At 63.3% G+C, this 26779-nt stretch carries 25 protein-coding genes; 15 read left to right on the top strand and 10 right to left on the bottom strand.

Annotated features, from left to right (window positions below; genetic code table 11):
- Positions 1-89 precede the first annotated feature (89 nt).
- From ACZYVJ_RS25585 to ctaD, 5 genes are all read left to right on the top strand, one after another.
- The gene (locus ACZYVJ_RS25585) at positions 90-860 is read left to right on the top strand and encodes an SDR family NAD(P)-dependent oxidoreductase (RefSeq protein WP_463834018.1); all 771 of its coding nucleotides are present in this window, start codon (positions 90-92) and stop codon (positions 858-860) included.
- Positions 861-935: 75 nt separating this feature from the next.
- The gene (gene msrB / locus ACZYVJ_RS25590; protein WP_463834020.1) at positions 936-1421 is read left to right on the top strand and encodes a peptide-methionine (R)-S-oxide reductase MsrB; all 486 of its coding nucleotides are present in this window, start codon (positions 936-938) and stop codon (positions 1419-1421) included.
- On the top strand, positions 1421-1978 hold the full coding sequence (msrA, locus tag ACZYVJ_RS25595) for a peptide-methionine (S)-S-oxide reductase MsrA (RefSeq protein ID WP_463834021.1): 558 nt from the start codon (positions 1421-1423) through the stop codon (positions 1976-1978). Before msrB ends, msrA begins: the two co-directional genes overlap by 1 nt.
- A 156-nt stretch (positions 1979-2134) precedes the next feature.
- Complete coding sequence (tal, locus tag ACZYVJ_RS25600; protein WP_463834022.1) at positions 2135-3223, top strand: transaldolase; 1089 nt, start codon at positions 2135-2137, stop codon at positions 3221-3223.
- A gap of 47 nt (positions 3224-3270) precedes the next feature.
- Positions 3271-4977 carry an aa3-type cytochrome oxidase subunit I gene (ctaD, locus tag ACZYVJ_RS25605; protein WP_463834024.1) on the top strand — a complete coding sequence of 569 codons (1707 nt, stop codon included), beginning with the start codon at positions 3271-3273 and terminating at the stop codon, positions 4975-4977.
- A gap of 57 nt (positions 4978-5034) precedes the next feature.
- Here the strand turns inward: ctaD and ACZYVJ_RS25610 are convergent, their stop codons facing one another.
- Both ACZYVJ_RS25610 and ACZYVJ_RS25615 read right to left on the bottom strand, forming a co-directional pair.
- The gene (locus ACZYVJ_RS25610) at positions 5035-5271 is read right to left on the bottom strand and encodes a hypothetical protein (RefSeq protein ID WP_463834025.1); all 237 of its coding nucleotides are present in this window, start codon (positions 5269-5271) and stop codon (positions 5035-5037) included.
- A complete protein-coding gene (locus ACZYVJ_RS25615) occupies positions 5271-5927 on the bottom strand; it encodes a sigma-70 family RNA polymerase sigma factor (protein ID WP_463834026.1) in 657 nt (218 codons plus the stop codon). Before ACZYVJ_RS25615 ends, ACZYVJ_RS25610 begins: the two co-directional genes overlap by 1 nt.
- 513 nt (positions 5928-6440) lie before the next feature.
- Here ACZYVJ_RS25615 and ACZYVJ_RS25620 point away from each other — a divergent pair.
- The 10 genes from ACZYVJ_RS25620 to ACZYVJ_RS25665 all read left to right on the top strand — a co-directional run bounded on the left by ACZYVJ_RS25620 (position 6441) and on the right by ACZYVJ_RS25665 (position 13933).
- Positions 6441-6830 (top strand): four-helix bundle copper-binding protein, encoded by a 390-nt coding sequence (locus tag ACZYVJ_RS25620; RefSeq protein WP_463834062.1) that lies wholly within the window; start codon positions 6441-6443, stop codon positions 6828-6830.
- Between the two features lie 17 nt (positions 6831-6847).
- Entirely contained in the window at positions 6848-8263 is a 1416-nt protein-coding gene (locus ACZYVJ_RS25625) for an NAD(P)H-quinone dehydrogenase (RefSeq protein ID WP_463834027.1), read from the top strand.
- 50 nt (positions 8264-8313) lie between these two features.
- A complete protein-coding gene (locus ACZYVJ_RS25630; protein ID WP_463834028.1) occupies positions 8314-8826 on the top strand; it encodes a DM13 domain-containing protein in 513 nt (170 codons plus the stop codon).
- Positions 8827-9050: 224 nt separating this feature from the next.
- Complete coding sequence (locus ACZYVJ_RS25635; RefSeq protein ID WP_463834029.1) at positions 9051-10418, top strand: NAD(P)/FAD-dependent oxidoreductase; 1368 nt, start codon at positions 9051-9053, stop codon at positions 10416-10418.
- Positions 10415-11014: a sulfite oxidase-like oxidoreductase gene (locus tag ACZYVJ_RS25640; protein ID WP_463834031.1), complete on the top strand. Its 600-nt coding sequence runs from the start codon at positions 10415-10417 to the stop codon at positions 11012-11014. Before ACZYVJ_RS25635 ends, ACZYVJ_RS25640 begins: the two co-directional genes overlap by 4 nt.
- Before the next feature lie 19 nt (positions 11015-11033).
- Positions 11034-11759, top strand: a complete 726-nt coding sequence (locus ACZYVJ_RS25645) for a ferredoxin reductase (RefSeq protein WP_463834032.1) — start codon at positions 11034-11036, stop codon at positions 11757-11759.
- Between the two features lie 15 nt (positions 11760-11774).
- Positions 11775-12050 (top strand): DUF6510 family protein, encoded by a 276-nt coding sequence (locus ACZYVJ_RS25650; protein ID WP_463834033.1) that lies wholly within the window; start codon positions 11775-11777, stop codon positions 12048-12050.
- Positions 12050-12700, top strand: coding sequence for an RraA family protein (locus ACZYVJ_RS25655; RefSeq protein WP_463834034.1), 651 nt, complete (start codon positions 12050-12052; stop codon positions 12698-12700). The genes ACZYVJ_RS25650 and ACZYVJ_RS25655 overlap by 1 nt, the downstream gene beginning before the upstream one ends.
- 108 nt (positions 12701-12808) lie before the next feature.
- The gene (locus ACZYVJ_RS25660; RefSeq protein WP_463834035.1) at positions 12809-13237 is read left to right on the top strand and encodes a Rid family hydrolase; all 429 of its coding nucleotides are present in this window, start codon (positions 12809-12811) and stop codon (positions 13235-13237) included.
- Between the two features lie 204 nt (positions 13238-13441).
- Positions 13442-13933, top strand: coding sequence for a DUF421 domain-containing protein (locus ACZYVJ_RS25665; RefSeq protein ID WP_463834036.1), 492 nt, complete (start codon positions 13442-13444; stop codon positions 13931-13933).
- 80 nt (positions 13934-14013) lie between these two features.
- On the opposite strand, the gene ACZYVJ_RS25670 is transcribed toward ACZYVJ_RS25665, so the two are convergent.
- The 8 genes from ACZYVJ_RS25670 to ACZYVJ_RS25705 all read right to left on the bottom strand — a co-directional run.
- Positions 14014-14988 (bottom strand): NAD(P)/FAD-dependent oxidoreductase, encoded by a 975-nt coding sequence (locus ACZYVJ_RS25670; protein WP_463834037.1) that lies wholly within the window; start codon positions 14986-14988, stop codon positions 14014-14016.
- A 16-nt stretch (positions 14989-15004) separates the two neighbouring features.
- Entirely contained in the window at positions 15005-15523 is a 519-nt protein-coding gene (locus ACZYVJ_RS25675) for a YkgB family protein (protein ID WP_463834038.1), read from the bottom strand.
- Between the two features lie 484 nt (positions 15524-16007).
- Complete coding sequence (mtr, locus tag ACZYVJ_RS25680; protein WP_463834039.1) at positions 16008-17420, bottom strand: mycothione reductase; 1413 nt, start codon at positions 17418-17420, stop codon at positions 16008-16010.
- Positions 17421-17468: 48 nt separating this feature from the next.
- A complete protein-coding gene (locus ACZYVJ_RS25685) occupies positions 17469-18707 on the bottom strand; it encodes a thiolase family protein (RefSeq protein WP_463834040.1) in 1239 nt (412 codons plus the stop codon).
- 35 nt (positions 18708-18742) lie between these two features.
- The gene (locus ACZYVJ_RS25690; RefSeq protein ID WP_463834041.1) at positions 18743-19165 is read right to left on the bottom strand and encodes a tryptophanase; all 423 of its coding nucleotides are present in this window, start codon (positions 19163-19165) and stop codon (positions 18743-18745) included.
- Positions 19166-19368: 203 nt separating this feature from the next.
- Entirely contained in the window at positions 19369-21639 is a 2271-nt protein-coding gene (locus ACZYVJ_RS25695; RefSeq protein WP_463834064.1) for a LuxR C-terminal-related transcriptional regulator, read from the bottom strand.
- Positions 21640-22646: 1007 nt separating this feature from the next.
- On the bottom strand, positions 22647-23747 hold the full coding sequence (locus ACZYVJ_RS25700) for an alpha/beta fold hydrolase (RefSeq protein ID WP_463834043.1): 1101 nt from the start codon (positions 23745-23747) through the stop codon (positions 22647-22649).
- 740 nt (positions 23748-24487) lie between these two features.
- Positions 24488-26779 (bottom strand): LuxR C-terminal-related transcriptional regulator (locus ACZYVJ_RS25705; protein ID WP_463834044.1); only part of this gene is annotated, 2292 nt, incomplete at its 5' end.

The raw sequence follows: 26779 nt of genomic DNA on the forward strand, positions 1-26779 counted from the left end.
GGCGTCGTCGCCAGGCCGCAAACCTTCCTCTCCCGGCAAACCGATAACGGCGCGGCAGTCGCCGCGAAGATCAGAAGAAGGGTCTCACCATGCACTTCGATTCCAAGAAGGTCATCGTCGTCGGAGGCAGCGCCGGTATGGGCCGGCAGGTCGCCATTGATGTCGTGAGCCACGGCGGCAGTGCGGTGATCGTCGGCCGGTCGAAAGACCGTGTTGACGACACCGTGACCGAATTGACCAGCGGGGCTGGGCAAGCCTGGGGAATCACAGCCGAGTTGACCGATCGCAGCGCGGTCGCCGATGTACAGCGTGCGCTTTCTGAGGAGCACGGCGATGCGACATTGTTGGTCAATGCGGCCGGATTCTTCATCCCCAAGCCGTTTCTCGAGTACGACGCCCAGTTCTATGACTCGTATATGGACCTCAACTATGCCTTGTTCTTCCTGACGCAGACCGTCGTTGAGGGCATGATCGCCCGCGGTGAGGGCGGGGCAATCGTCAACATCGGCAGCATGTGGGCACATCAGGCGATCGGTGCTACCCCGTCGTCGGCGTACTCGATGCAAAAGGCCGGCTTGCATGCCCTGACCCATAACTTGGCCATCGAGCTTGCCGGGCACAAGATCCGGGTCAACGCGGTGGCGCCGGCCGTCGTCAAGACCCCGCTCTACGAGGGCTTCATCCCCAAAGACGAGATCGACGCCACGCTTGACACATTCGCGCCGCTTCATCCGCTGGGACGAGTGGGCACGCCGGCCGACGTGGCCAACGCCGTGACATATCTGCTCTCTGATGAGGCCAGTTGGGTCACCGGCGCGATTCTCAATGTCGACGGCGGCATCATGGCCGGCCGCAATTAACCCGACGACGCGGCGAAACCTACTGAAACACTCAGCGCCTCATCACATCAGCGGCGCATAAACGAAGGAGATCGAATGCCACGCCAATACAGCAAGAGCCCTGACGCGGTAGACGCGTTAACCTCTGAGCAGTACCACATCACCCAGGAGGCCGGTACCGAGCTTCCGTTCACCGGCGAATACTGCGATAACCACGAGCCGGGCATTTACGTTGACATCGTTTCTGGTGAGCCGCTTTTCGCCTCGGTGAATAAGTTCGATAGTGGAACTGGCTGGCCCAGCTTCACCCAGCCCATCGACGCGGACAATATCGTTGAAAAGCGTGACCGCAGCCACTTCATGGAACGGGTCGAGGTGCGGTCAGCACACGGCGATAGCCATCTGGGCCACGTATTCACAGACGGGCCAAGGGAAGCCGGCGGGTTGCGCTACTGCATCAACTCTGCCTCGCTGCGGTTCATCCATCGCGACGACCTTGAAGCCCAGGGTTATGGGGAATACCTCGGTCTTTTCACGAAGGGTGAACCGGCGCAACACCAAAGCGTAGGCGGGCAGCAGTAATGACCAACTCCAACGAGATCGCCGTCCTCGCCGGTGGGTGCTTTTGGGGCATGGAGGAGCTGTTTCGCAAGCTGCCGGGCGTGGTGTCCACCCGTGTGGGATACACCGGCGGCCGCAACGCGCATCCCACCTACCGCAACCATCCCGGCCACGCCGAAGCACTCGAGATCACCTACGACCCAGCGGCGACCGATTACCGGGCATTGCTGGAATTCTTTTTCCAGATCCACGACCCGACCACCACGAACCGTCAAGGCAATGATGTCGGCAGCAGTTACCGGTCGGCGATTTTCTACCTCGGCGACCAGCAGAAGCAAGTCGCGTTGGCCACCATCGCCGACGTCGAGGCCTCAGGAAGATGGCCCGGCAGGATCGTCACTGAAGTCACTCCTGCCGCTGAGTTTTGGGAAGCCGAACCTGAACACCAGAATTACTTACAGGAGTATCCATCCGGGTATACCTGCCACTACATCCGCCCAGAGTGGACGCTGCCCAACCACACTCGCAGTGCCGGCGCGCGGGCGGTGACGGCAGAACATGCAGAGCCCGCTCAATAGCGATATGGGTTCGGCAACGATAGCCAAAGCGTGGACAAGTGCGAGTGATTGGCAGGTGCTGTTCAGCGCGTACGCGCCGGTCATCGGTTATGGGGCCGCACGTGTTGCAGCATGGGTGCTGCCCCGGTACGAAGATCGGAGAGCGGCGGTGACCCGATGACTCAGAACCAAAACCTGGCGGCGCTGTCGGCAGCGGGCGTGTCGGTCTGGCTGGATGACTTGTCGCGCGACTGGCTGGAATCAGGCAACTTGCAGCGCCTCGTTGATACCAGAAGTGTCGTCGGTGTCACGACCAACCCGTCGACATTTGAGCGAGCACTGACCCACAGCCGCCTCTACCGCGAGCAGATCGCCGAGTTGACTGCGCGTGGCATCGCGATCGACGCGGCGATCCGCACGGTGATCACTGATGACGTCCGTGCGGCGTGCGATGTGCTGCGCCCGCAGTGGGAGGCCTCCGATGGTGTCGACGGAAGAGTATCCGTCGAAGTGAATCCGCTGGATGCGGACAACACGGATCGAACACTTATGGAGGCCATCCAGTTGGCCAAAACCGTCGACCGGCCCAACGTGTTTATCAAGATTCCGGCCACGGACGCGGGGCTGCCTGCAATCACAGCAGCACTGGCTAAAGGTATCTCGGTCAACGTGACGCTGATTTTTTCCGCGCAACGGCATCGGGCCGTGATGGACGCCTATCTGGCCGGCATGGAAGCCGCCCAATGCGCAGGAGCCGATTTATCCCAGATCCACTCGGTGGCATCGCTTTTCGTTTCCAGGGTGGACACCGAGGTCGACAGGCGGCTCGAGCAAATCGGCACTGCCGAGGCACTCGCACTGCGGGGGCAGGCGGGCGTCGCCAACGCGCGGTTGGCCTACGCGGCCTACCAGCAGGTCTTTGAAGCCGAGCCACGCTACATGGCACTGCGCGCCGCGGGCGCTCGCGTGCAGCGCCCGCTGTGGGCCTCCACCGGAGTGAAGAACGCCGCGTATCCCGACACGATGTACGTCACCGAACTCGTTGCGCCGAACACTGTCAGCACCATACCTGCGGCGACATTGGAGGCGGTGGCCGACCACGGCGTCATCAAGGGTGACACCATCACTGGCAAGGCGGCACAGGCCGAGGAAGTGTTGGACCGGCTGAGCGCGATCGGTATCGATCTACCCAACGTATTCGCCGTGCTCGAACATGACGGGGTGGGAAAGTTCGCGGCGTCCTGGCTACAGTCCGTTCGACGCTAAATACCCTGCGGCGCTGCATCATTCACCTATTCAGGAGACTGATTTAATTGTCCACCTCGGTGCCCGAATTAGAAGAGCTGCCAGCCCGTCGGCCATTCCCGGAGCGCATAGGCCCCACGGGTAGCCTGATCTACCGGCTCATCACCACGACCGATCACAAACTGATCGGAATCATGTATGTGGTCGCGTGCTTTACGTTCTTCTTTATCGGTGGGCTGATGGCGCTACTGATGCGCACCGAGCTGGCCGCGCCCGGGCTTCAGTTCTTGTCCAACGAGCAATACAACCAGCTCTTCACCATGCACGGCACGGTCATGCTGTTGTTTTACGCGACCCCGGTGGTATTCGGGTTCGCCAATCTAGTGGTGCCCCTGCAGATCGGCGCCCCCGACGTAGCCTTCCCGCGCCTCAACGCGTTATCGTTCTGGCTCTTTATATTCGGTGCGATGATCGCACTGGGAGGCTTCATCGCGCCCGGTGGGCCGGCCGCTTTCGGGTGGACCGCGTACACGCCACTGTCCGACGCTGTCCACTCCCCGGGCCCAGGAGGCGACTTGTGGATCCTGGGTCTGATCGTGGGCGGATTGGGCACCATCTTGGGTGGGGTCAACATGATCACGACCGTGGTGTGCCTGCGGGCACCCGGCATGACCATGTTTCGGATGCCAGTTTTCAGCTGGAACATCCTGGTAACCAGCATCATGGTGCTAGTTGCGTTTCCGTTGTTGACGGCCGCGTTGTTCGGGCTGGCCGCCGACCGCCGCCTCGAAGCGCACGTGTTTGACGCCGCCAACGGCGGAGCCCTGCTGTGGCAACACCTGTTCTGGTTCTTCGGCCACCCCGAGGTCTACATCATCGCCCTGCCGTTCTTCGGCATCATCACGGAAGTCATCCCCGTGTTCTCCCGCAAGCCGCTGTTCGGCTACTCCACCATGGTCTACGCCACGATCAGCATCGGGGCGCTCTCGATCGCGGTGTGGGCGCATCATTTGTTTGCCACCGGCGCCGTACTGCTGCCGTTCTTTTCCTTCGCTACCTACCTGATCGCTGTCCCCACGGGAATCAAATTCGTCAACTGGATCGGCACCATGTGGAAGGGCCAACTGACTTTTGAAACCCCGATGCTGTTCGCGGTGGGCTTTTTAGTTACCTTCCTCATCGGCGGATTGTCGGGTGTAATGCTGGCCAGTCCACCGATCGACTTCCATGTCACCGACACCTATTTCGTGGTCGCCCACTTCCACTACGTGCTGTTTGGCACCATCGTTTTCGCAACCTACGCCGGCGTGTACTTCTGGTTCCCCAAGATGACCGGCCGCCTGCTCGATGAACGGTGGGGCAAATTGCATTTCTGGTTGACGCTAATCGGTTTCCACACCACGTTTCTGGTGCAACACTGGCTAGGCAATCAGGGGATGCCACGACGCTACGCCGACTACCTCCCCACCGACGGCTTCACCACACTTAACGTTGTCTCCACGGCCGGGGCGTTCATCCTGGGAGCATCGATGGTGCCATTCGTCTGGAATGTGTTCAAAAGCTGGCGCTACGGCGAACCAGTTACCGTCGACGATCCGTGGGGCCATGGCAACTCTCTAGAGTGGGCCACCAGCAGCCCACCGCCACGGCACAACTTCACCGAATTGCCACGCATCCGTTCTGAGCGGCCGGCCTTCGAACTGCACTATCCGCACATGATTGAACGGATGCGCAGCGAAGCCCACGTCACGCTGGCACGAGCGAACACGCGATAACTGCCAAGCCGCAACTGGAGTGGTCGCCAGCACAGTACCAGCCGTAATCCGTTGCCGCTAGGCTTCTTCCAATGCCTCGCCAAGTGATTGAAGAAGTTTGTTGTGCTGCGCTTTGACGAGCGTGTGACCCACCACCAACGCTGCGACGACGGGCCATTCCATCATCCCTAGTACGGCCATTGCACCGATGCCGGCATAGAACGCCAGATGTTCTGGCGCCGGTAGCGTCAGGCTGACATTCCAGGGTGACGGCGGCGAAACCGAATGCGTGCGCTGGACGCTCGCGTCGTTCATCAGGCCTGACCTACCGACCGGGCCGGATGAACTCGATGCCTCGCGCCCGCACCTTCCCCGACGTAGGTCGGTGCGTTGCACGATTGGCGACTCGGACTGGGGGCGGCATGGTTATCCGACGGGTCGAATAGTAAATCGCGCAACTGTTTTCGTCCGCGGTTGATCCTCGAACTGACGGTTCCTTGCTGGGTGCCCGTCATGGCGGCGATCTCCTTGTAGGAGTATCCCGCGATCTCGGCAAAATAGACGGCCATGCGAAACTGCTCAGGCAGGCCCATCATCGCCGCCTTGAGGTTGGGATTTGGCAGCATTTCGAGCGCCTGATCTTCAGCCGACCGCAGGCCCCCGGGCTCGCGTGGGGCACCGGCGACCAGCTGTCGATCAGTGATCTCACCAGTCGGATGTTGCGTGGGACGGCGCTTTTGCCTCCGATAGGTGTTGATGTAGGTGTTGGTCATGATCCGCCGCAGCCATGCATTGAGATTCGTTCCTGGTTCGAATGCCCGGAGACCGGCATAAGCGTTGAGCAAGGTTTCTTGCACCAGATCCTCCGCATCCGTTCGATTGGAGGTCATCCGAAGAGCTTGCCGATAGAGAGGCTCAAGGAGCGGGATGACGCCGCTTTCAAATTGAGCGCTCAACAGGTTGTCTGGCACCTTTGTACATTCCCCGCGCACGCGACCCACGCTATGTTCCTGTCATCGTGAAAAGTAGTGATTGCCCGTTCACGTGCATTCCTTCCAGGGGGGTCGCCACCTGACGCAGCGATACCATAGGTGAGGTATTTGCTTGCTTCACAGAACCTCCGCTTGCCATTCTTCGGCCAGCATCCACCGCCGCGGGGTGAGTGGTCATCACCCGCCGAGGCAATTCATCCGGGTGATGGCGGACGCCACCAGTGCTTCAAGTTGGCCGCTCGGGCTGTGGCAGTCGCCCGCGCACCACTGCTCGTGTTCAACTATCACCCGGGTGAATGATGCGGGTGGGCGACGACAGTCCATCCCCTTTTGCGCGATGCTCTTAATGTCTACACCCGCGCAGCCGTGTTCTGTTGTGCAAGAAGCACAGATTCACGGACCCGAGCGTTACCTTGCGTGGAGAGAATGCTAGGACAGAAGAGACAGCCATCGCCCTGAACGAGGACTACTGCAGTGAGCGCCGCCAAGGAAATGTTGGAGACCTATCCACGAGATCTAGGTCGGATCGATAGAGCCAAGCTGGTCGCATGTATCGACGCCTGTATCGAATGCGACCAAGCCTGCACAGCATGTGCAGACGCCTGCCTGAGTGAAGACGACGTCTATCACTTAACCAAATGTATACGCACATGCCTTGACTGCTCGGATGTCTGCGCGACGACCGGCCGCGTCTTGTCCCGGCACACGGACTACGACGCCAACTTGACTAGGACGGTGCTCCAAACGTGCGCCACCGCCTGTAAGACAAGCGCAGACGAGTGCGACAAACATGCGCCGAAACACGCGCATTGCCGGGTGTGCGCCGACGTCTGCCGTCGCTGCGAACGGGCCTGCCGTGACCTTGTCGAGGCGCTCGGCTGAGGCAAGCAAGCAGTTCCGTGACGACCCGAATCGTGATCCTCGGCGGCGGTCCGGCCGGTTATGAGGCGGCATTGGTTGCAGCTGCACGCGCTCCCGCCGTAGCCCGGGTCACCGTCGTCGACTCCGACGGGGTCGGCGGCGCGGCCGTGCTGTGCGACTGCGTTCCATCGAAGACGTTTATCGCCTCCACGGGGCTGCGTACCGAACTGCGAAGGGCAACCCGTCTGGGTTTCGACATCGACATCGACGACACCAAGATCTGTCTTCCGGAAATCCACCAGCGGGTCAAGATGCTGGCTAGCGAGCAGTCGGCCGATATCACCGAACAGCTGCTCCACGCAGGCGTAGAGCTCATGGCGGGCCGGGGCGAATTGGTTGATACGACTCCGGGTCTGGCGCGTCACTGTGTCAAGGTGACGGCACGCGACGGCAGCACCACGATGCGCGAGGCCGACGTGGTGTTGATCGCCACTGGGGCCAGCCCCCGGATCTTGCCGTCGGCGCGCCCCGACGGCGAGCGCATCCTGACCTGGCGCCAGCTCTATGAACTGAACTCGCTGCCCGAGCACCTCGTTGTGGTCGGAAGCGGTGTGACTGGTGCCGAATTCGCTAACGCCTACACCGAACTGGGTGTGGCGGTAACGGTGGTGGCTAGCCGCGATCGGGTGTTGCCGTACGAGGACGCCGACGCTGCGCGGGTGCTGGAGGAGTCCTTCGCCGAACGCGGGGTCAAACTGGTCAAAAATGCGCGGGCACAATCGGTCCGGCGCACCGCCGACGGGGTGCTGGTGACAATGACCGACGGCCGCACCGTCGAGGGCAGCCACGCATTGATGACGGTTGGTTCAGTGCCTAACACCGGCGGGCTGGGTCTACAGCGCATGGGCATCGACCTGGTGCGCGGCGATTACATCGCCGTCGATCGTGTTTCACGCACATCGGTAACGGGCATTTACGCCGCGGGGGACTGCACCGGTGTGTTGCCGTTAGCCTCGGTTGCTGCGATGCAGGGCCGGGTCGCGATGTATCACGCTTTGGGTGAAGCCGTCAGTCCACTCCAGTTGCACACCGTCGCGGCCACAGTGTTCACCCACCCCGAGGTTGCGGCGGTCGGCGTCGGGCAGAGCGCAATCGACAACGGCTCGGTTCAGGCCCGCGTCATCATGCTGCCGTTGAAAACCAATGCGCGGGCTAAAATGTCGGAGCTGACTCACGGTTTCGTCAAACTATTCTGCCGGCAGGACAGCGGCGTGGTAATCGGTGGCGTGGTGGTCGCGCCGATCGCTTCGGAATTGATATTGCCGATCGCGATAGCTGTTCAAAACAGGCTCACCGTTGACGATTTGGCGCAGACGCTTGCGATCTATCCGTCGCTGTCCGGTTCGGTCACCGAGGCGGCCCGCCGGCTCATAGCTCGCGACGATCTGAACTGATGCACAAACCACCTACGCCGACGAGGGCTCAGTGGCTCCGGTGGTGGTCGATGTCGCATCGCATCGCTCGACGAGCGATCGCCATCATCGGACTGCCTGTTGCCCTGTGGTGGCTGCAGCCGTGGAAGTTGTTGATCAGAACCACCGCCGATGAAAAGCTGCCGTCTGGAGCGCGGACCATCTGCTGCGGAGAATTTACCGGTCACATCCACCGAGCCAGCGGAGTTGCGCGCCTCATAACGCTAGGCGACGGGGCACAGATTCTTCGGCTGGAAAATCTGCATACCACATTGGGACCACGACTGCGCGTATGGCTCAGCGATACACCGGTCGACCGTGTCAGGTTCCCGTGGCGAAAGTTTGCACGCAGCACCTACATCGACCTAGGCCGCCTACGGGCCAACCGGGGTAATGCCGGTTACGCCGTACCCAACGACGCCGACACCGACACGCTCAGCAGCGTAATCCTGTGGTGCGAGCGCTTCAGCGTGTCCTTCGGCGCGGCCCAACTGCACCCCGTGATCCAATGCAGCGGTCGCAGCGCAGCTTTATCACCCGGGTGAATGGTGCTGAGGGGTGATGACAGATGGTGCGGGGTCGGGCGATGCTCACTATCGACAAACCTGGACAGCGTCGACCGTCGCAACTCGCACCATGATGGCTGATCTCTACAGCCGTCGCTAGCACGCAGCAGTGCAGGGCGCCGTCGCCACCAGGGGCACCACCACCTCGTGCGATCAATCCTCGAAACCGTGTGGCTACCCGAATACCAAACAGGAGAAGCGTTATGACCGCGGTCCCACTTCACCGTCAACCGCGGACGGCGGAATCGGCCACCTCGGTTGTGATCGTCGGCAGCGGGTTCGCCGCTTTCGAGTGCGCGCGCCGACTGGCCCGACGGTTGGACAGGGCGCGCGCCTCGGATGTGAGGGTGACGATTGTCTCGCCCGTCGATTACATGCAGTACTCGCCGCTGCTGGCTGATGTCGCCGGCGGGTTGGTCGACCCGCGCTTTGTCTGTGTTCCGCTGGCCGGAACGCTCAAGGGCGTGCGGGCGGTGCGCGGCTGGGTCGACAGCGTTGACGTCGATCGGCGGATGCTCTCGTTCACCGATATGGAGGGCGCCCGAGGGACGCTCTCGTGGGATCGGCTGGTCTTGACACCAGGCTCGGTGACCCGGCTGTTCGATACGCCCGGTTTGGCCACCCACGCGCACGGGCTGAAGTCGACGGCCGAGGCGCTGTATCTGCGCGATCATGTGATCGAGCAGTTGGAATCGGCGCACGTCGACGAAAATGAGGCGCGCGCGGCCGCGCGGCGCACGATAGTCGTTGTCGGTGCGTCGTATTCCGGCTCCGAATTGACGGCGCAACTGCGCGCGCTCGCCGACGCGGCGGCGAAGCAGATGGGCTTCGATCGGGCTTCGGTGCGGTTTGTGCTGCTGGACTTGGCCGATCGCGTCATGCCCGAGTTGGGGCAGAAGCTCGGCGATGCGGCGATGCGTGTGCTGCGCTCTCGCGGAATCGATGTGCGCTTGGGCACGACCCTGAAGGAGGTGCACGCCGATCATGTTGTGCTCACTGATGATTCGCGGATCGACACCTACACGGTAGCGTGGGTGGCTGGCGTGGCCCCGTCACCGCTGATCGCCACGCTGGGATTGGAAACCGAGCGGGGCCGCCTGAAGGTGCAAGCCGATTTGCAGGTACCAGGTCACCCGGACGTTTTTGCCGCGGGCGATGCCGCCGCCGTCCCGGACCTCACCCGACCGGGCATGATTGCCCCGCCCACCGCCCAGCACGCGACCCGACAGGGTAAGGCGTTGGCCCGCAACGTCGCCGCAAGTCTCGGCTACGGCGAGCGGAAGGACTACCGTCACAGCGACAAGGGCATGGTCGTCGACTTGGGCCCGCGCTACGCCGTCGCCAACCCGCTAGGCGTGCACCTATCGGGCTATCCCGCCAAGTTCGTCGCCCGCGCCTATCACCTCTATGCGCTTCCCCGCCTCGTTAACCGCTGGGCGGTCGCACTCGCATTTCTCACCGACGTCTTCTTCCCCCGCACCGTGTTGTCAATGGGATTCGTTTGCGGTACCGACGCCCAATTCAGCGCCAGCGAAGTCGGTCCGCTACCGAAGGCGGCAGGCGCAGAATGAGTATCGTCAACAAAGGCTTTCACCGACCCCGCGGCGAGTCGGTCCGTGAGCTGCCGCCCGGGCAACATCTGACCGCGGACTTCCCTGTCCTGCAAGCAGGACCGACTCCGCGGATCGACCTTGATGACTGGCGATTCACCATTCGCGACGAGCGCGGCGCCGAACACTCGTGGACCTGGGCCGAGTTCAAGCTCTTGCCCAGCGAACGGCTCACCGTGGACATCCACTGCGTCACAACGTGGTCGAAGCTGGATACCGAGTGGGAAGGTGTTTCTCTAGACACACTTCTGGAATCGGCCGAGACTGCCGCTGAATTCGCACTGATCGGGTCCTACGGCGGCTACACCACCAACCTTCCGCTGCGCGACCTTCGCGGCGGGAAGGCGTGGATCGCCCACGGCTACCAGGGCACACCGCTTAGCCCGATACACGGCGGGCCGGCTCGGCTGCTGGTGCCGCACCTGTATTTCTGGAAGTCCGCCAAGTGGGTGAGATCCATCGAGCTGCGCGACAGCGACGCACCGGGGTTCTGGGAGCGGTTGGGCTACCACACCTACGGGGACCCGTGGCGAGAACAACGTTACGCCGGGGATTGACGACGGGCATGGGGTCGATGTGAAGGCGTTGTTGCGCTGGCGGGTCGCGAGTGTGGTGCACTCTGAACCGGAGACCGAGTCTGCGCAAACGATCGTCCTGAACGTGCCGGGCTGGGGCGGTCACCGGGCCGGCCAGCACATCGACCTCAAACTGACCGCTGAGGACGGGTACAGCGCACAACGCAGCTACTCACTGAGCAGACCAGCCGACGGTGAGCGCATCGAACTCACCGTGCAGCAGATTCCCGACGGAGAAGTCTCGCCCTACCTCACCGGACTTGTTGCCGGAGACCAGATCGAACTGCGCGGACCCATCGGCGGCTGGTTCGTGTGGCAGCCCGCCAATGCGGCTCGGGTTCTGCTGGTCGGCGGGGGATCGGGAATCGTGCCGTTGATGGCGATGCTGCGTCAACGGGCCACGGCCGGCACTGCCCACTTTCGGCTTGTCTACTCGGTGCGCAGTCCCGCGGACGTGTACTACGCCCAAGAGCTGGACCTGCTGGAGCGCGAATGTGACTGGCTGCAGGTCGCGCTGGTCTACACCCGCAAGGTCGCGCCGCAGACCGCCCGGCCGCCCGGCCGGATCCGCGCCGCTGACCTCGCGCCGACGAAGCGGATGCCCGCCGCCGCGCGCGTTTATGTATGCGGCCCAACGGGATTTGTGGAATCGGTGGCCACCACGCTGGTCGAGCAGGGTTATCCGCCAGCAGCCATCCGGACCGAGCGGTTCGGACCGAGCCAATAACACCAGAAGCGAGGAATGATGACCCAACCAACGCACGTCGACGGCAACGCCGTCGGGGGCGCCTTCGGGGACGTGCTCGGATTCGATGTCACCACCGCGATACTGACCTGCGCCGGATGTGGTCGTGTCGGGGCCTTCGCCGAGAGTCACGTCTATCACCGCGGGCCCGGCATCGTGGTGCGGTGCCCGGGCTGCGGAGACGTGTTGGCCCGTCTGGTGCAAACGCCCACCGACGTGTGGCTCGACTTTGGCGGGGCGCTTTCCTGGCGTGTCCCGATGCCGGCCTCCTGATGGAGCCCCTCGACGCCCTCGCCGGTCGCGTGCGCACCGCCGACATCGTGGACGCCATGGGGCGCCGCCACCAACACCGGTGTCATCTCCTCGACTTGGTGAGCCCGACACCCGGTCGCCCGCTCTTCGGCCCTGCCGTGACCATCTCGTACTTCCCAGCGTGCCGGGCCGCTCTCCCGCCCGAGCGCTACAACTTCAAGAGGTTGTTCTACGACGCGATCGAAGGCGGCGCCGACGGGCGCGTGCTGGTCCTGGCCAGCAACGGCTACACCGATGCGTCATTGGGCGGTGGGGCAAAGCTGTCGCGTGTCCGAAACCATCGGCTCGCCGGCATTCTCGCAGACGGGCGGCTGCGTGACTTCGCCGAGCTCGAACTCTACGATCTCGCCATCTATTGCCGCGGCGAAACAACGCGGTGGGGCGGCGACGTCGTCACCCCGTACGAGGCGAACCGTCCAGTCGTGGTCGCCGGGGTGGCGGTCCGTCCCGGCGACTACGTCTTCGCCGACACTTCCGGCGCCGCGGTTATACCCGCCGGCGACGTGCGCGCCGTACTACGCGCCGCCAACGAAGTCGTGGCGGAGGACGCGGCGGCCATTGCCACCATCAGAGGCGAGACCCCAACCACACCAGGAGGCAATGAGAACTGACGGGCCGGCCCCTAGCGCACCCAGCTTTGCGCCCTCGACGACCGCTCTTCTCGGAGCACATCAATCGCAACATGGCTGCGACAAGCAATGATGAAAGGAAATACCCGCATGACCAAGACCGAATTCTTCGACACCCCCGGATACGGCGAGATCGCCCGTACCCGCAACTACTACAGGCAAGCCCTACGCATCGGCGATCGCGTCGAGATCTCAGGCCAAGGCGGCTGGGACGCGGACTTTACCTTGTCGGCCACATCCCTGGAGGACGAGATCGTCAAGGCATGCGACAACGTCGAAAAGACCCTCGCTGAGGCAGGCGCCGGCTGGCGCGATGTCGTGAACATACACTCCTACCACGTCCCCACGGCCGATGATTCCATTGGTAATGAACACATGTCGGCGATGGTGGACCAGTTCCGCAAGCGGTTCGGCGAAAGCCTGCCGCTGTGGACCGCGCTGGGTGTCGAGGCGCTCGCACTGCCCGGCCAGCGCGTCGAGATCGAGGTCGTCGCCATCGTCGAGTCCGGCAGCAAGTAGACGTCGGTCCCAGGTCGCGAGGCGTCGCCCCCTGGGTCCCGACGCCTCGGGTTGCCGCGACATAAGCCTCGACGAGGCTGCGCCGCCGCGCACTTCTTCGGTGAATTGGGTTGATTGACAATGGTCATCGGCGTCTAGACATGCCGCGATCGAGAGGCCAGGCGCAACTGGAGTCGATGACTCCCCCCCGAAACGGAGGCACCCGTGGACCGAATACTTCATGTCCTGGTCGGTCACCCGACCGGTGCCATCGATGCCGCCATCAAAACCTCGGCGCTGTTCCTCACGGCTGCGATTCTGTTTCGCTTCATGGAGCGCCGAACCCTCGCCGAATTCGCGCCGTTCGACTGGATCGCCGCCGTCGCCGCCGGAGCCATCGTAGGTCGAGCTGCTACCGCCAGCGATACCTCGTGGCTCGACGCAACCGCGGCGCTCATTTGCCTTCTCGTCACCCACGCCGTGCTAGCGAGATTGCGCTTCATTCCGGGGATTCGGCGTTTCATCGATCCACCTCTGAAGGTGCTGATCCGCAACGGACACGTCGACCGACGCAACCTGCGTCGATGCGGGCTAACCATGGGCGATCTCGATGCGGTGCTACGACAGCACGGACACGAAAGCTCCGATCGTATTCACCTTGCGGTCTTCGAAGCCAAAGGCGCGATCTCGATTCTGTTAATGGATGGGAGCGGGTGATTGGCATGGTTTTCGAGTTCGGGTCGACAGCTACCCGATGTTCGGGATTGTCGAAGTCCGGTCGGCAGCCCGCATTCCACTTACTGCGCTGATTGCCTGGCAATGGAATCTGATAGGGGACAGTGCAGTTGGCTCAGCCAGCGTTGGGCGTCGAGTGCGGCCGCGCAGCCGCTGGCCGCGGCGGTGATTGCTTGGCGGTAGCGGCGGTCGATTAGGTCGCCGGCGGCGAATACGCCCGCCACGGAGGTACGGGTGGTGTCGCCTTTGGTCAGAATGTGGCCTCTGGCATCGAGGTCGACGAGGCCGTTCAAGAGATCTGAGCACGGTGTCTGGCCGACAGCGACGAAGGCGCCCGCGACCGCGATGGTGGAATGGCCGCCGTGGCGTGTGTCGCGTATGCGCACGCCGGTGACTTGTTGGTTGCCATGTACGGCTAGCACTTCGGTGGATGTCAGGATTGCGACGTTGCGATGCTCCCGCAGGCGAGCAACGGCGATGGCTGATGCCCGTAGTCGGGGGCGATGGTGGATGAGGGTGACGTGGCGGGCCAGCGGCGCAAGGTGAAGCGCCTCTTCAACGGCGCCGTCTCCGCCGCCGATGACGGCGACGTCACGTCGGGTGAACTGTGCGCCGTCGCGTTTCGCGCTGGTGCTTACGCCGTGGCCGAGGAGCCCGCGTTCGCCGGGCACGTTGAGTGACCGGGGGGCAGAGCCCATGGCAAGAATCAGGGCACGGCTGTGGTGCTGGGCATCGCTCGTGCTGACCGTCTTGGGCTCGTCACCGAGTTCGAATGTGTCTACGTAGCCGGGGTGTAACTCGGCGCCGAAGCGCTGTGCTTGTCGTCGCATCGCGTCAGCCAGCGTAGGACCGGAGACGAGCGGGCCGACCCCGGGGAAGTTATCTACCTGCCCGGCGACCACGAGGGCACCGCCGGGCTGATGGCCTTCGATGACAAGGGTGTCCAGCCCGGCCCGAGCCGTGTAGATCGCCGCGGTGTATCCGGCTGGGCCTGATCCGACGACGATGACGTCATGAATCCGGGCTGCGTCGGCCATCAGCCGGGCGGCACCACTAGGGCCTCGAGGCGGTCGACGCCTGGCGCTGTTGAGTGGCGCTGATGGAGTCGGCCAAAAGCCACAGGGCCAAGCCCACCAACGCGATGTCCTTCATGAGGAATTCGCCATTGGCCGACAGGACGGGGAAGCCACCTGCGGTAGGTTCACCAATCCCAGGTGTGCTGACCATAAAACTCAGCGTGCCAAGGAGGAACACAGTCGCCAACACACCGCCGATCACCGAAGCCTTCGGATACCACGGCCTCAAGGCCAGCAACGCAGCGGTCACTAACTCGGCCGTCCCCAGCACTCGGCCGAACGCGCTGATCGACATGATGTGGTAAACCCAGCTCAAAAACGGGCTGTGGGCCACGAACGGTGAAACACCGTGGGATTCGTAGTAGGTGAATTTCATTGCCCCGAACCAGGATAGGACAACGACCAAGCCATAGCGCGCGATGAGCGGCGCGGCTCCGACCAGTCGTAACACGCCACTTGTCCGCCGACTGCCCTCAGTGGTCTCGCCCACAGCCATCAGATCCGTCTCCCTTCATGGTGTTTACTCGGCCATACGTCAAGGTCAGCAAGTGTTAACAGGCACCCCGAAGCGGGGAATTCGTCCCAGTTCGCCAAGGCCGGCCCGAAGTGCTCGACGACCATCACGTTGCGAGCGACCCCAGCGCCGACATGGCCTGTGTGACTGGGGATATAGGTTGAGGCGTCGGCGTGAACGGCGACCCGACTGGTGAGATGACGGCGCTGGGACTTTCTATCGGAAAGTAGCAGTGCTGTTCCCGGGTTCACCGGCTAGTGCCCCTTCTTGGTCTTTGGACATGGTTGTGGTTGACCACCGTGTGCTGCGACCCGATCGGCGAGACACAGCAGCTTGCCCGAGGACGGGCGCCTGCGCGGAAAGGGTCGCAATGCTTTATCGACTATGAGCGTGTTGCCGAACCGGGTGATATGTCATCACCCTCGAGACCGATTCACCCGGGGTGAGGACGACCGACGGACCGATGTCAGTGTCGGTGGGCCGGCGGCCAAGGCGGCTCGCCGCACAGCGCCAGCAGCGCGTTCTCGACGAGCTCAGATAGAGCCGGGTGGATCCAGTATTGACTGCGTGCCATATCTTGGGCGGTCAGGCCGAAGCGCATCCCTTGGATCAGGGGTTGGATCAGTAGTGAGGCCTGGTGGCCCATGATATGGGCGCCGAGGATCAGCCCGGTGTGATCGTCGACGATGATTTTGGCGAAGCCAGTCGTGTCTTCCAGCGCCCATCCATAGGCGACGTCTGCGTAATCTTGCACCTTCGACTTGACCTTGTAACCTTGTGCGCGAGCCTCGTTTTCAGTTAGGCCGACCATGGCGATCTGCGGATCGGTGAACACCGCCGACGGCACATAGCGGTGATTGGCCCGCATCAGCGTATCGGTGTCGTCCCAATTGGCCAGCAGGTTGTGCTTCACCACGCGGGCCTCATGGTTGGCGACGTGCTTCAGCTGGTATGGCGAACTCACATCACCCAACGCGTATATGCCACGTGCGGTAGTGCGTTGGTATTCGTCCACCCGCACCAGCCCTTCGGCAACCTCGACCCCAGCTAATTCGGCGTTGAGCAAGTCACCGTTGGGGATCCGCCCGGTCGATACCAGCAAGGTGTCAGCGTGAAGTCGTGAACCATCGTCAAGATGAAGGGTGATCCCGGAGTTGTCTTGGATCCCGCCGACCACGTTACGGTGGCTCCGGATGTTCCACTTCTTGCCGGCGATATCGGTGAAGCGTTCACACACGGTGTCATCGCATTGACTGAGCAGCGTGCCGCCACGGATGACCAGCGTGACTTGAGACCCCAATTCCGAGAATATATGGGCGAACTCGGTTGCGATGAAACCGCCACCAACGATCACAAGGTGTTCGGGCGGCTTCTCGATACGCATGATGGTGTTGCTGGTGTGATACTGCACCCTGCTCCTGGCAATCGCGTCTGGCACGGTGGCACGGGCGCCTGCAGCGATGACAACCTGGTCGGCGGTGAATTCGTCTCCGTCATCGGTGCGCAGCTTGTAGCGCCCGTTCTCCATGGTCGGGGCGAACCTGGTGTGGCTCATGAACATCTCCACGTGGGGCGAGGAACGCCGGTATTTCTCGCCGCTCATCACCAGTGGGTCGATGCGGCTGAATACTCGCGAGACGATGTCGTTCCAGCGGACGCCATCGACATGCGCATCGACACCGAATCGTAGTGATTCTCTGGCGGATTGCGCTATTTCGGCGGTATAGGTGAACATCTTTGTCGGGATGCAGCCGACGTTGATGCAGGTGCCGCCGAACACACCCTGCTCGCAGATCGCGATGCGTCTGTCGGCATAGCGCTCGTCGAGGATGGTGTTGCCAGAACCGGTGCCGATGATGGCGATGTCGAAATGGTCCATGGTCAAGACCCCAGTAGCGTGGTTGGGCCACGTACACGCATACGTTTGCTATTCTGCGCCAACGTTTTCCAATACCACTGCTACTGCCTGCCCCGAGCCGATACAGATCCCGATCACCCCGTAACGGGCGCCTCTTTCAGCCAGTTCCGTCGCCAGCGTCAACAAATAGCGAGTTCCCGTAGCCCCGAAGGGATGTCCGAGCGCGACCGCACCACCATTGGGCGTCAGCTTTTCGTCGGGCACTACGAAACCGTCCAGTTGGTTTGGCAATTCCCGCAACACGCCTAGCGCCTGGGCGCTGAACGCCTCGTGCACCTCCCATACGTCGATCTGCTCGGGGGTAAGTCCCGCCCGGCGGATCGCAGCCGGGATCGCCCATGCAGGGGCCACGCCCATGATGAGAGGGTCGATGCCATAGACCGCGCTCGATACCACTCGGGCTAACGGCTCGACCCCGAGTTCGCTGGCTCGCTCCCCGGAAGCGATGACTACGGCACTGGCACCATCACTTAAAGGCGAGGAGTTGGCCGCCGTCATCTGCGTCGTGCCGGGCTGGGCCGGTAAAGCCGCCAGCGCCTCGGCGGTGGTGTCATCGCGGATGAACTCATCGCGTTCCGCCAGCCGTGCAGGTGTCTTTTTCGTCGCCGGGATCGTCACGGGCATAATCTCTTTGGCTAGCCGACCTCGGTCGCGGGCAGCCTTGGCATGTTGCTGGGATCGCAGCGCGAAGGCGTCGATCTCCTCGCGGTTCAGTGAGTAGCGGTCGGCGACATTTTGCGCGGTCTCGATCATGCTGATGTAAGCGTTGCGGGCCAGCAAAACCGGGTTGGGCGGTCCTCCGGCGCCGCTCCACATCGTGTCGAGCATGAGAACCGGGCCTCGGGGACTGAATGCGGCGTCTCCCTTCATCAGCGCCCAGCCCGATCGAGACATCGACTCGACTCCACAGGCGATACCCAGGCCTAGGTCGCCGGCCTTGATCGCGTGGCTGATGGTCACCGCCGCGCTCAGTGATGATCCGCAGAATCTGTTCACGGTGGACCCGGCCGCGGTATCGGGAAATCCAGCAGCCAACGCTGCCCACCGAGCGACGTCGCCCATGCCCTCATGAGCAGGGTTCACGCAACCCGCCACGATGTCTTCCACGGCCTCGAGCGGCACACCCAGCCGGTCGCAGGCGCCCTTCATCGTCATACCCAGCAAGTCATCGGTCCGAATACCCGACAGTGTGCCGCCGTAACGGGTGAACGGGGTTCGTACGCCCCCCAAAACATAAGCCTCAGTCATTGCAACCCCTTTCGAAGGCCTCCGGCCGGCGCAACCTAAACCGCCTCGAACTGCTGCAGGCGAATGACGTCAAGCATCATGCGCAGTTGCGGTTCCTCTGGGCTACCGGCGTAGCCATTCAGCCATCCGGTCAGCTTTGAGAGTATCGCCGCCGGTAACGCCGTCCGGGTCGAGATGAGGGCGATGAGGATGCGCGTGATCGCGAGATTGCTTTCTCCGCAGCCTAATTCGACGAAGACAGTGGTGCGCTCGTAGCCGGTCAGGCACGACTCCACCGCGTCGACCAGTAACCACGCCATGTCCTCGTCGGAGATGATCGACGGGTCAATCGTGGAGGGCGATTGCGCCGGCGCTCCACGACTCGCGAAGTTCAGTGTCAACGACGACGCCGACGAAGCCAATCGCGCCATGGCACGTTTCGTTTCGGTGACCTTCTTGGTCTCGAAGCCTGCAAGCATGTCCCGGTCCCTTCCCGGTCTTCCTGGCGGCGGCTGGGCCATTGCTCCGCTCTTCTATGAGGTTGTTCCGGCATGGGGTGAATCGTCATCACCCCGACCGCCGGTTCGCCCGGGTGATTAACGCGAGGCGTTCTCTGGCGCGACGAGCGCGTGACCGACCACACCTGGTGGGGCGCCGGGGCGGCAAGGTCCAGGCAGGCGAATTACAACAGGCCGAGTTCTCGCGCTCGGCTGACCGCCGCGCTGCGGTGCTCAACGCCGAGCTTGCGGTACACGGCACGCTGGTGGGACTTCACGGTGTTGAGCGAGACGTATAGCCGCGCACCGATCTCACGTCGCGACAGCCGGGTGGCGAGCAGGCGGAGAACCTCAAGCTCCTTGGGGGTCAACTCCTCACCGACAATGCAGGCCTCGTTGCGCGAAGTCACCGCGACGCCCGAGCTTCGCTCGGCCGAAGCGAGCAGCGTCGAGACGATGCCAGCGTCCGCACAACCGCGCACCAGCGTGCCGGCCTCTTCGAGGATGGCCTTCGCGGTCTGGTGGTCGCCGAGATTCTCGAGGATCTCGGCTCTGACCAACAGCGCCTTGGCCACCTCGAGGATCGCTCCGCCTTGTCGGGCCGACATGACGGCCATGTCTGCAGCGGCCGACGCTGCCGCCGCGTCGCCGCGCATGGCGAGGACTTCGGCCGTGGCAAGCGACACCATCACATCCACGAGGTGTTCCGCATCCGCCAGGCCCCGGGAGCTGCCGGAAGCCTGGCGAACCTGACTTTCGGCGTCTGCGAGCCGGCCATCTTCGGCCGAAATCAGTGCCAGATGGCCCAGCGCGTAGATGCGGGCGCGACGATCGCCCACCTTCTCGGCCAGCTCCACGGCCTGTCGGAAGGCGGCTTGCGCCTCGTCGGTGTTACCCGAAAAGTACAGCGCGGAGCCATAGATGCAGTACGCGATGGATCGGCCCAGCGGCGCTTCGCTGAGATCGAGGGTGATCGCCCGCCGAGCCGTCTGAAGCGCCGCGGCGACGTCACCCGTCTTGAACGAGTGAACCGCACGCAACACGACGACTTGAGCGCTGATGGCGCCATCGTCTGCGGCCGCGGATCGAGTCTCGACTGCCTCGATCCACTCGGCGGCCTCATCGAGTTGACCAAGGCTTAGCGCGATCCAGGCGCGGGCCACGCTCAGTCGCGCGTCCTGGACAACGGTCTCCTCGGGAAGCAGGTCAAGCGAGCCGGAGACGGTCGACAGGCCGCCCCCGTTGAACTCGTCGACCCAGTCTGCGGCGATCAGATCAGCGCTGCGCGCGATGTCGCCGCCAGCAATCAGGTGACGCACCGCGTCATCGATGAGGCCCTCGGCCTCGAACCAGGACGCGGCTCGTCGGTGCAGCTCGGCGACGAGATCCGGCTCGCTGCGACGCAGCTCGGTGCGCAGCAACTCTCCGAACAGCTGGTGATAGCGGTACCAGTGACGTGACATGTCCATCGGCACCACAAACAAGTTTTCGCGCTCGATCTGCTCCAGGACCGAGGCCGAACCTGACGTTTGCAGCACTGCGTCGCACAGCGGACCGCTGAGTCGCCCCAAGACAGAGGTACGTAGCAAAAAGCTGCGCAGTTCCGGTGGCTGACCGTCGAGGACCTCGGCCATCAAGTAGTCGACGATGTGACGGTTGTCGCCTGCGAAGGTTCTGATGAACGCCGGGGCATCAGTACGCCCGGCAAGCGAGAGCGCGGCAAGGTAGAGGCCGGCAGCCCACCCTTCGGTGCGTCTCTGCAGCAGTTGAATATCTTCTCGGGCCAAGTTCAGTCCGAGGACGCCGTTTAGCAGATGGTCCGCCTCAATAGCCCGGAAACGTAAATCGTCGGTTCGCATCTCGGCAAGCTCGCCGCTGGCTCTCAGCCGAGCCAACGGCAACATTGGATCCGATCGGGTGGACAACACCAAGTGAAGATTCGCCGGAATGCGGCTGATGAAGAATGCCAGCTGCTCATGGACCGCTCGGCTTACCACCAGGTGGTAGTCATCGAGAATGAGCACCATTGGGCTGGCGATCGTGTCGAGATCATTTAGCAGGGTAGGCAGTACGACCTGCACTGGGTCGGTGCCCATCGCCAGGAGTTCGACCGCGCGAACTCCCACCCCAGGCCTGATCCTTTGCAGCGCAGCGATCACGTACATCCAAAACCACACCGGGTCGTTGTCCGACGGATCAAGCGACAGCCAGCCGAACCTCTGGTCCTCACCCGCACCCAGCGCCCACTGCGCCAGTACTGTCGTCTTGCCCCAGCCCGCGGGCGCACTCAGTAGGGTCAGCTTGCAGCGCCGCCCCGCCGATAGTGCGTCGAGCAAGGCGCCCCGGTGAACGAGTTGGGCCGCGATGGCCGGGACGTGCAGCTTGGTGCCGAGCAGAACCGATCGCGCAGCGGCTTCTCCGCCGCCGCTGTCGCCCCGTCCAGCTGAGCCGGTCATGGCCGAGTTGCGCGAATCGGTTGAACCCCGCAGTCGCGCGGGAACACTCGGCGTTGACGCCCCCTGGGCGGGCGTTGGCGTCTTGGCATCCCAGTTGTTCTCTACAGGGTCGGGCGGGCTCGTTTTGCCCGTCAACAGTGACCCTATTGAATCAGATCCGTCCACGTCGATTATCTCAGCCGCAGGATGTCGGTGCCCGTTTGGGCCCGCGGACCCACGTCCCGCCAAGGGCGCGAGGATTTTCTCGTGAGCCGTGCTCACGCTGTGCCCGCTCACCGCATTTCCTCTCTCTTTCATCGAAGCAATGACTCCTGCAACTCATGACACCGCGGCTGGTGGATGGTGAGCGTCTCAACATGAGGCGACTGAACATCTCACAGTGATACGGCCGCGGTCGCGTCGTCTTGCGGCTCAGGGTCGTCGGTTCACCAACACGTATCCACCGACCCCGAACACCACCGGCATCATCATCAGCATTCCCAACACTGCGTTCATCATGGTTTTCTCAGTTCCTCTGCGGGCTCTGGCGCCGGTCCTGGTTTGCGGTGGCGGTCGCGGCGATCCAAGAGCTCAATGACTACATTGGCAGCGCTGCACCGTCGCCACCATCGCCCAGCGGGTGATCTTTAGGCCCGGAGCGGTGTATACCTAGTGGCCTTGGTAATTTGACTGACTGGTCAATCCGAGCAGCGCATGGGCAGCTGCGCTTCCCCCATTGAGGGGAGACGGCCAACGTCGTCAACAAGATCGCGGCAAGTGACATGATCAGAGTCATTGCCGGCCAAGGATTCTCGTTCGAGAACATCAAGGGCGCGGATCAGATCGGCGGGCCGCGGCCGGGTCGTCATCGTGTCCTTGCCTGGTATTCGGCGAGCTGAGACGCGCTGACCGCAGCCTCAGCCCGCCGAACGGTCAGTCAGCCGACGACGCTCGGCTTCGACGGGGCGATAGCTCGCTCGACTGTGGTGGCCGGACTGCGAGTATTGCGGAGGCTCTGCCTAACCGGCTCATGACACCCGCTCCTCAACCGGATCGGGCTGTGCCAACCGACTTACCCGTCCCGCAGGCGGGAGAACCGAGCTGCCGACGGAGATGTCGGAGCTGATGGCTTCGGTGACCACATCAGGGATTTCATGCAAAAGCGTGTGCCCTGCGGCGGGCCGGTGAATGAGCGTCGCCCCTGGGATACCGTCGGCCAGCTCGTGGGTGTGACACATCGGCATGAGCTTGTCCGCCCCTCCACTGATGATGGTTGTCTTCGCCGTGATAGAGCTCAGTGTCTGAGAGCAGTTGTACTCTTTAAGACCACGCAGGAAGCCGACTTTGGTCGTCGACGGGGTGGTGTTGACGGCGGCCGCGGACAAAGCGACCAACGAACTCGGGGCGGCTTCACCATAGCCGCCATGTCTGGTCAGCGCCGCGCACACCGGCCGGGCAAGGAATTGAACTACCTCGTCGGTACCTGCGCGAGGCAAGCGGTGTACGAGGTGGTAGAGCATGCCTGTCGCGGGCGTGCTCAGCAGCCGGCCGAGGCCGTGCGAGCCAACATTTCCCGCGGCGGTCGCGACAAGAACAAGGCTCGCCGGCTCAACGGGACGCTTGCTGGCCGGCCGGCGAAGATAGGCCAAGGCCGCCATGCCGCCCATCGAGTGGCCTGCCAGGGTCAGCGGGCCCGTAACGTCAAGCGCGACCAGCAATTCGGCGAGGTCGTCGGCGAGTCGGTCGATCCGGTACGTGTGCATGGCAGCATTGCCGGAGTCGCCGTGACCGCGGTGGTCGTAACTGATGATCCGGATGTTGTTGCCCCAGCGACGGATCAACTGCGTGATCTGGATGTTCCAGGACTCTTTGTTCAAGCAAAAGCCGTGAAGCAGTACCACTGTGTGGCCTGCGGCGTGAGATCCCCAGTCACGGACGGACAGCGGGACGCCATCGCTCGTGGTAACTACGCGATCGCAGGCTAGCGATCGGCGTGTGCCCGGCGTCCGCCGACGGTTGCGTCGCGTTGGCGGCGCCTGTGGCGGCACCGCTTCGGTAGCACAGCAGATATCGAGATGTACAGTTTTGCTTGTTGTTTCGGCGAGCGAGCTTGCGTGACCGGCGGTCATCGGGACACCATCGTGTGCCCAGCGATACCAAACGCCACTGGCACCATGGCCAGCATTCCAAGCGCCGCGTTCAACATTTTTTCGCTCTTTTCCTTGTGTGCTCACCGGCACGGTGTGTGGCTTAGTTGGGCCGTCGCTTTGGGTGAGAAGGTAATTGGTTGTCGACTACAACGGTCGTCGTGCGGGTAGTGCAAAGCCATCGCCCGAGGATTGATGTTTAGCGCCGGATGGATCTAGTACTAGGCCGATGCGAGGAACGACCGAGCTGAGCGCGCTCCCTACCAAAGTGGGTTCGCGGTTATCTGTAGCCACACTCTGAATTCCCTGCGCTCACAGCGTTTTTGCACCCGTGTGGCACGCAATCGCTGGATAATGGTTGCAAGCTCGCCATTGCTCGCTCGTCGTACCTTCGCGACGGTATCGTTAGTGCGGCTTGCTGTTTCGGCGAACGAGCCTGCGTGACCGGTGGTCATCGGGACACCATCGTGTACCCAGCGACACCGAACGCCACTGGCACCATGGCCAGCATTCCAAGCGCCGCATTCAACATTTTTCGCTCTTTCCCTTTGTGTGCTCACCGGCGCGACGTGTGGCCTAGCTGGGCGGTCGCTTTGGGTGAGAACGTGATTGGTTGCCGACTACTACGGTCGTCGCGCGGACGGCACAAAACCATCACCCGAGGGTTGATGTTTAGGCCCGGATGGATGAAGTATTAGGCGGCGTCGTATTTGACGCGTCAGTCAATCGGAGCCGCGCGTCAGCTTTGCCAACTGGGCGCGGGAAGTAATGCCAAGTTTGGCAAACGCATTGCGTACGTGGGTCTTCACCGTGTGGGGGGAGAGGCGCAGTTGCTGCGCGACGGAACGGTTGGTCGCGCCTTCGGCGATCAGGTTGATGACCTTGAGTTCGGAGTCGGTGAGGCTGTCCCAGCCGGTTCTTGCCCGCGGGTGAGTGGAAATGCGCCGTTCCACGCCCAACCCGCGCAGCGCGCGGCCTACCCGGCGGGCGTCGGCGGTCGCCCCGCACTCGACGTAGGTGTCGAACGCCGCATTGAGTTGCTCGAGCGCCTCAGCGTTGCGTTGTGCTCGACTCAGCTCGGCGCCGGCGTCCTCGGCAGCGCTTGCGTAAAGAAGCGGCCGCGGCGACGCGCGAAGCGACTCCGCAACAGCCACCAACGCCTGAGCATCGTGTTCGAGGATCGCGCGGGCATACCCGGCCACCGTCGCCAACAGCGGCACCGCAGGCCGCTCACGCTCGAGCACCTCGGCGGCCTGCAAGACCCGCGCGCGCAAGCCGGCATCACCGGCCGCCGAGGCCACGCGTGCACCCAAGATCAGCCGAACCAATGCATGCGGGAAAAATGGTGTCGCCAGTAGGATCACGTCGCCGAGCCAGCGCATCGCGTCATGAACGTCGTCACGCAGCCACGCCGCCCGCGCGAGCACATACGCCGACCCTCGACGTATGCCGGCGGAGCCAGCGGAGTGGGCATCGCGCGCATCATTGACCATCTGCTGCAGCAAGCTCCGGTCATCGGTGTGCGCCGCCACCTCGGCGAGAATCACCGTGCGAAGTACGTCATGCTCGGTCGCCCCCGTCGGCTGCGGGGGCGGAAGGGACTCCGTCGCATCGCGAGCGGCCGCCAGCCGGCCGGCAGCGAGGTGGACAAGCCCGCTGAAGACGGCCCACATCGCGAGGGCCATCGCGTTGCCTTCCCGGCGGGCTTGCTCGATGCCGCTGGCGACCCGGGCCGTCGCGTCGTCCAACCGGCCGACCACCGCCAGCAGGTTTGCGTCGTACATTCCGGCATAGGCATGCGCTAACGCTGTTTCATTCGTGTGAGCAAGTGGGCTGAGCCCTTCGAAGCGGTCTAGTGCGCGGGCCGTGTAGCCCTCACCAGCATCGAGCAGAGCGATGGTGACGTCGGCCATGATCTTGGCCTCGAGATCGCCGGTGGCCGCCGCGGCCGCGGCAGCCTCGTTGGCAGCCGCGCGTCGTTGCCCACCTTCGTCGAACACCAGGTTGTACGCCAGCCACGCCAGATGCCGTGCCCGAGTGACGTCGCTGATGCCGCTCAACTTGAGCGCCCGCCGATTCTCCGCCACCCGCTGCTGGTCAGTGTGCTTGGTGTGCACCGGGAGCCGAAGACGGATCTCGGCCTCTACCTCGGGCGACGCCGCCTCCGCGAGCGCCAAGTCGGCCAATCCTTTGGCCTCGCGATAACGACTGGCCCGGTTGAGCCACCCCACCGTTTCCCCGACCAGGGATCCGCGCTCGGCGTCGTTGGCGGGCAACAGCTCCAGCGCCCGCTTGCTCAAATCAGCGGCCGCGCTCGCATCGCCGCGGCCAACCGATTGTGCGGCTCGGCGCAGCGCATCGATCGCCTCCCGGTCTCCCGGTTCGGCGCTGCGTGCCAGCTGGGTGGCCACCTCGGCCGGCGCCGCGCCCATCCCCAGCATGACCGACGCCGACTGGCGCTCCATCGCGCGCCGCAGCGACTGCGGCAACGACTGGCGGGTCGCCTCGCGCAGCAAGTCATGCCGAAACCTCAACCGCTCACCGTCGTCGACGAAAAGATCCCCGCGCACCGCCTCCTCGAGCGCCGACAGCAATGACGTCGGCGGCCGGTCCAGCATCGCGGCCAACAGCTCCGCCGAAAACCGATCCGGCAGCACCGCCGCCACCCGCACCACCTCCGAAGCAGTATCGGAGAGCAGGTCAAGCCGCTGCTGCATACCGACGCCCAGACGTCGCGGCAGTCCGTGTCCGGTGGCCACCGCCCGCCCGCCGCTGACGTTCAGTCGGTCCTCCTCGTCCAGTCCCCCGAGAAGCTCACTGACCAAAAACGGGTTACCGTGCGCTTTGGCAGCCAGATTCAGCAGCGACACATCGGCTTTCGCCCGCACGGCGTCTTGGACCATAGCGGCGACCGCATCCGGTGTCATGGCCCCCAACCGCAAAAATGTGGCATTCGCGCGCTGCAGAACCGACAACGTTTCCTGTACCGCCGGCCCGCCGGCCCCGGTGCGGGC

The organism is Mycobacterium sp. IDUB_3, from assembly GCF_055419585.1.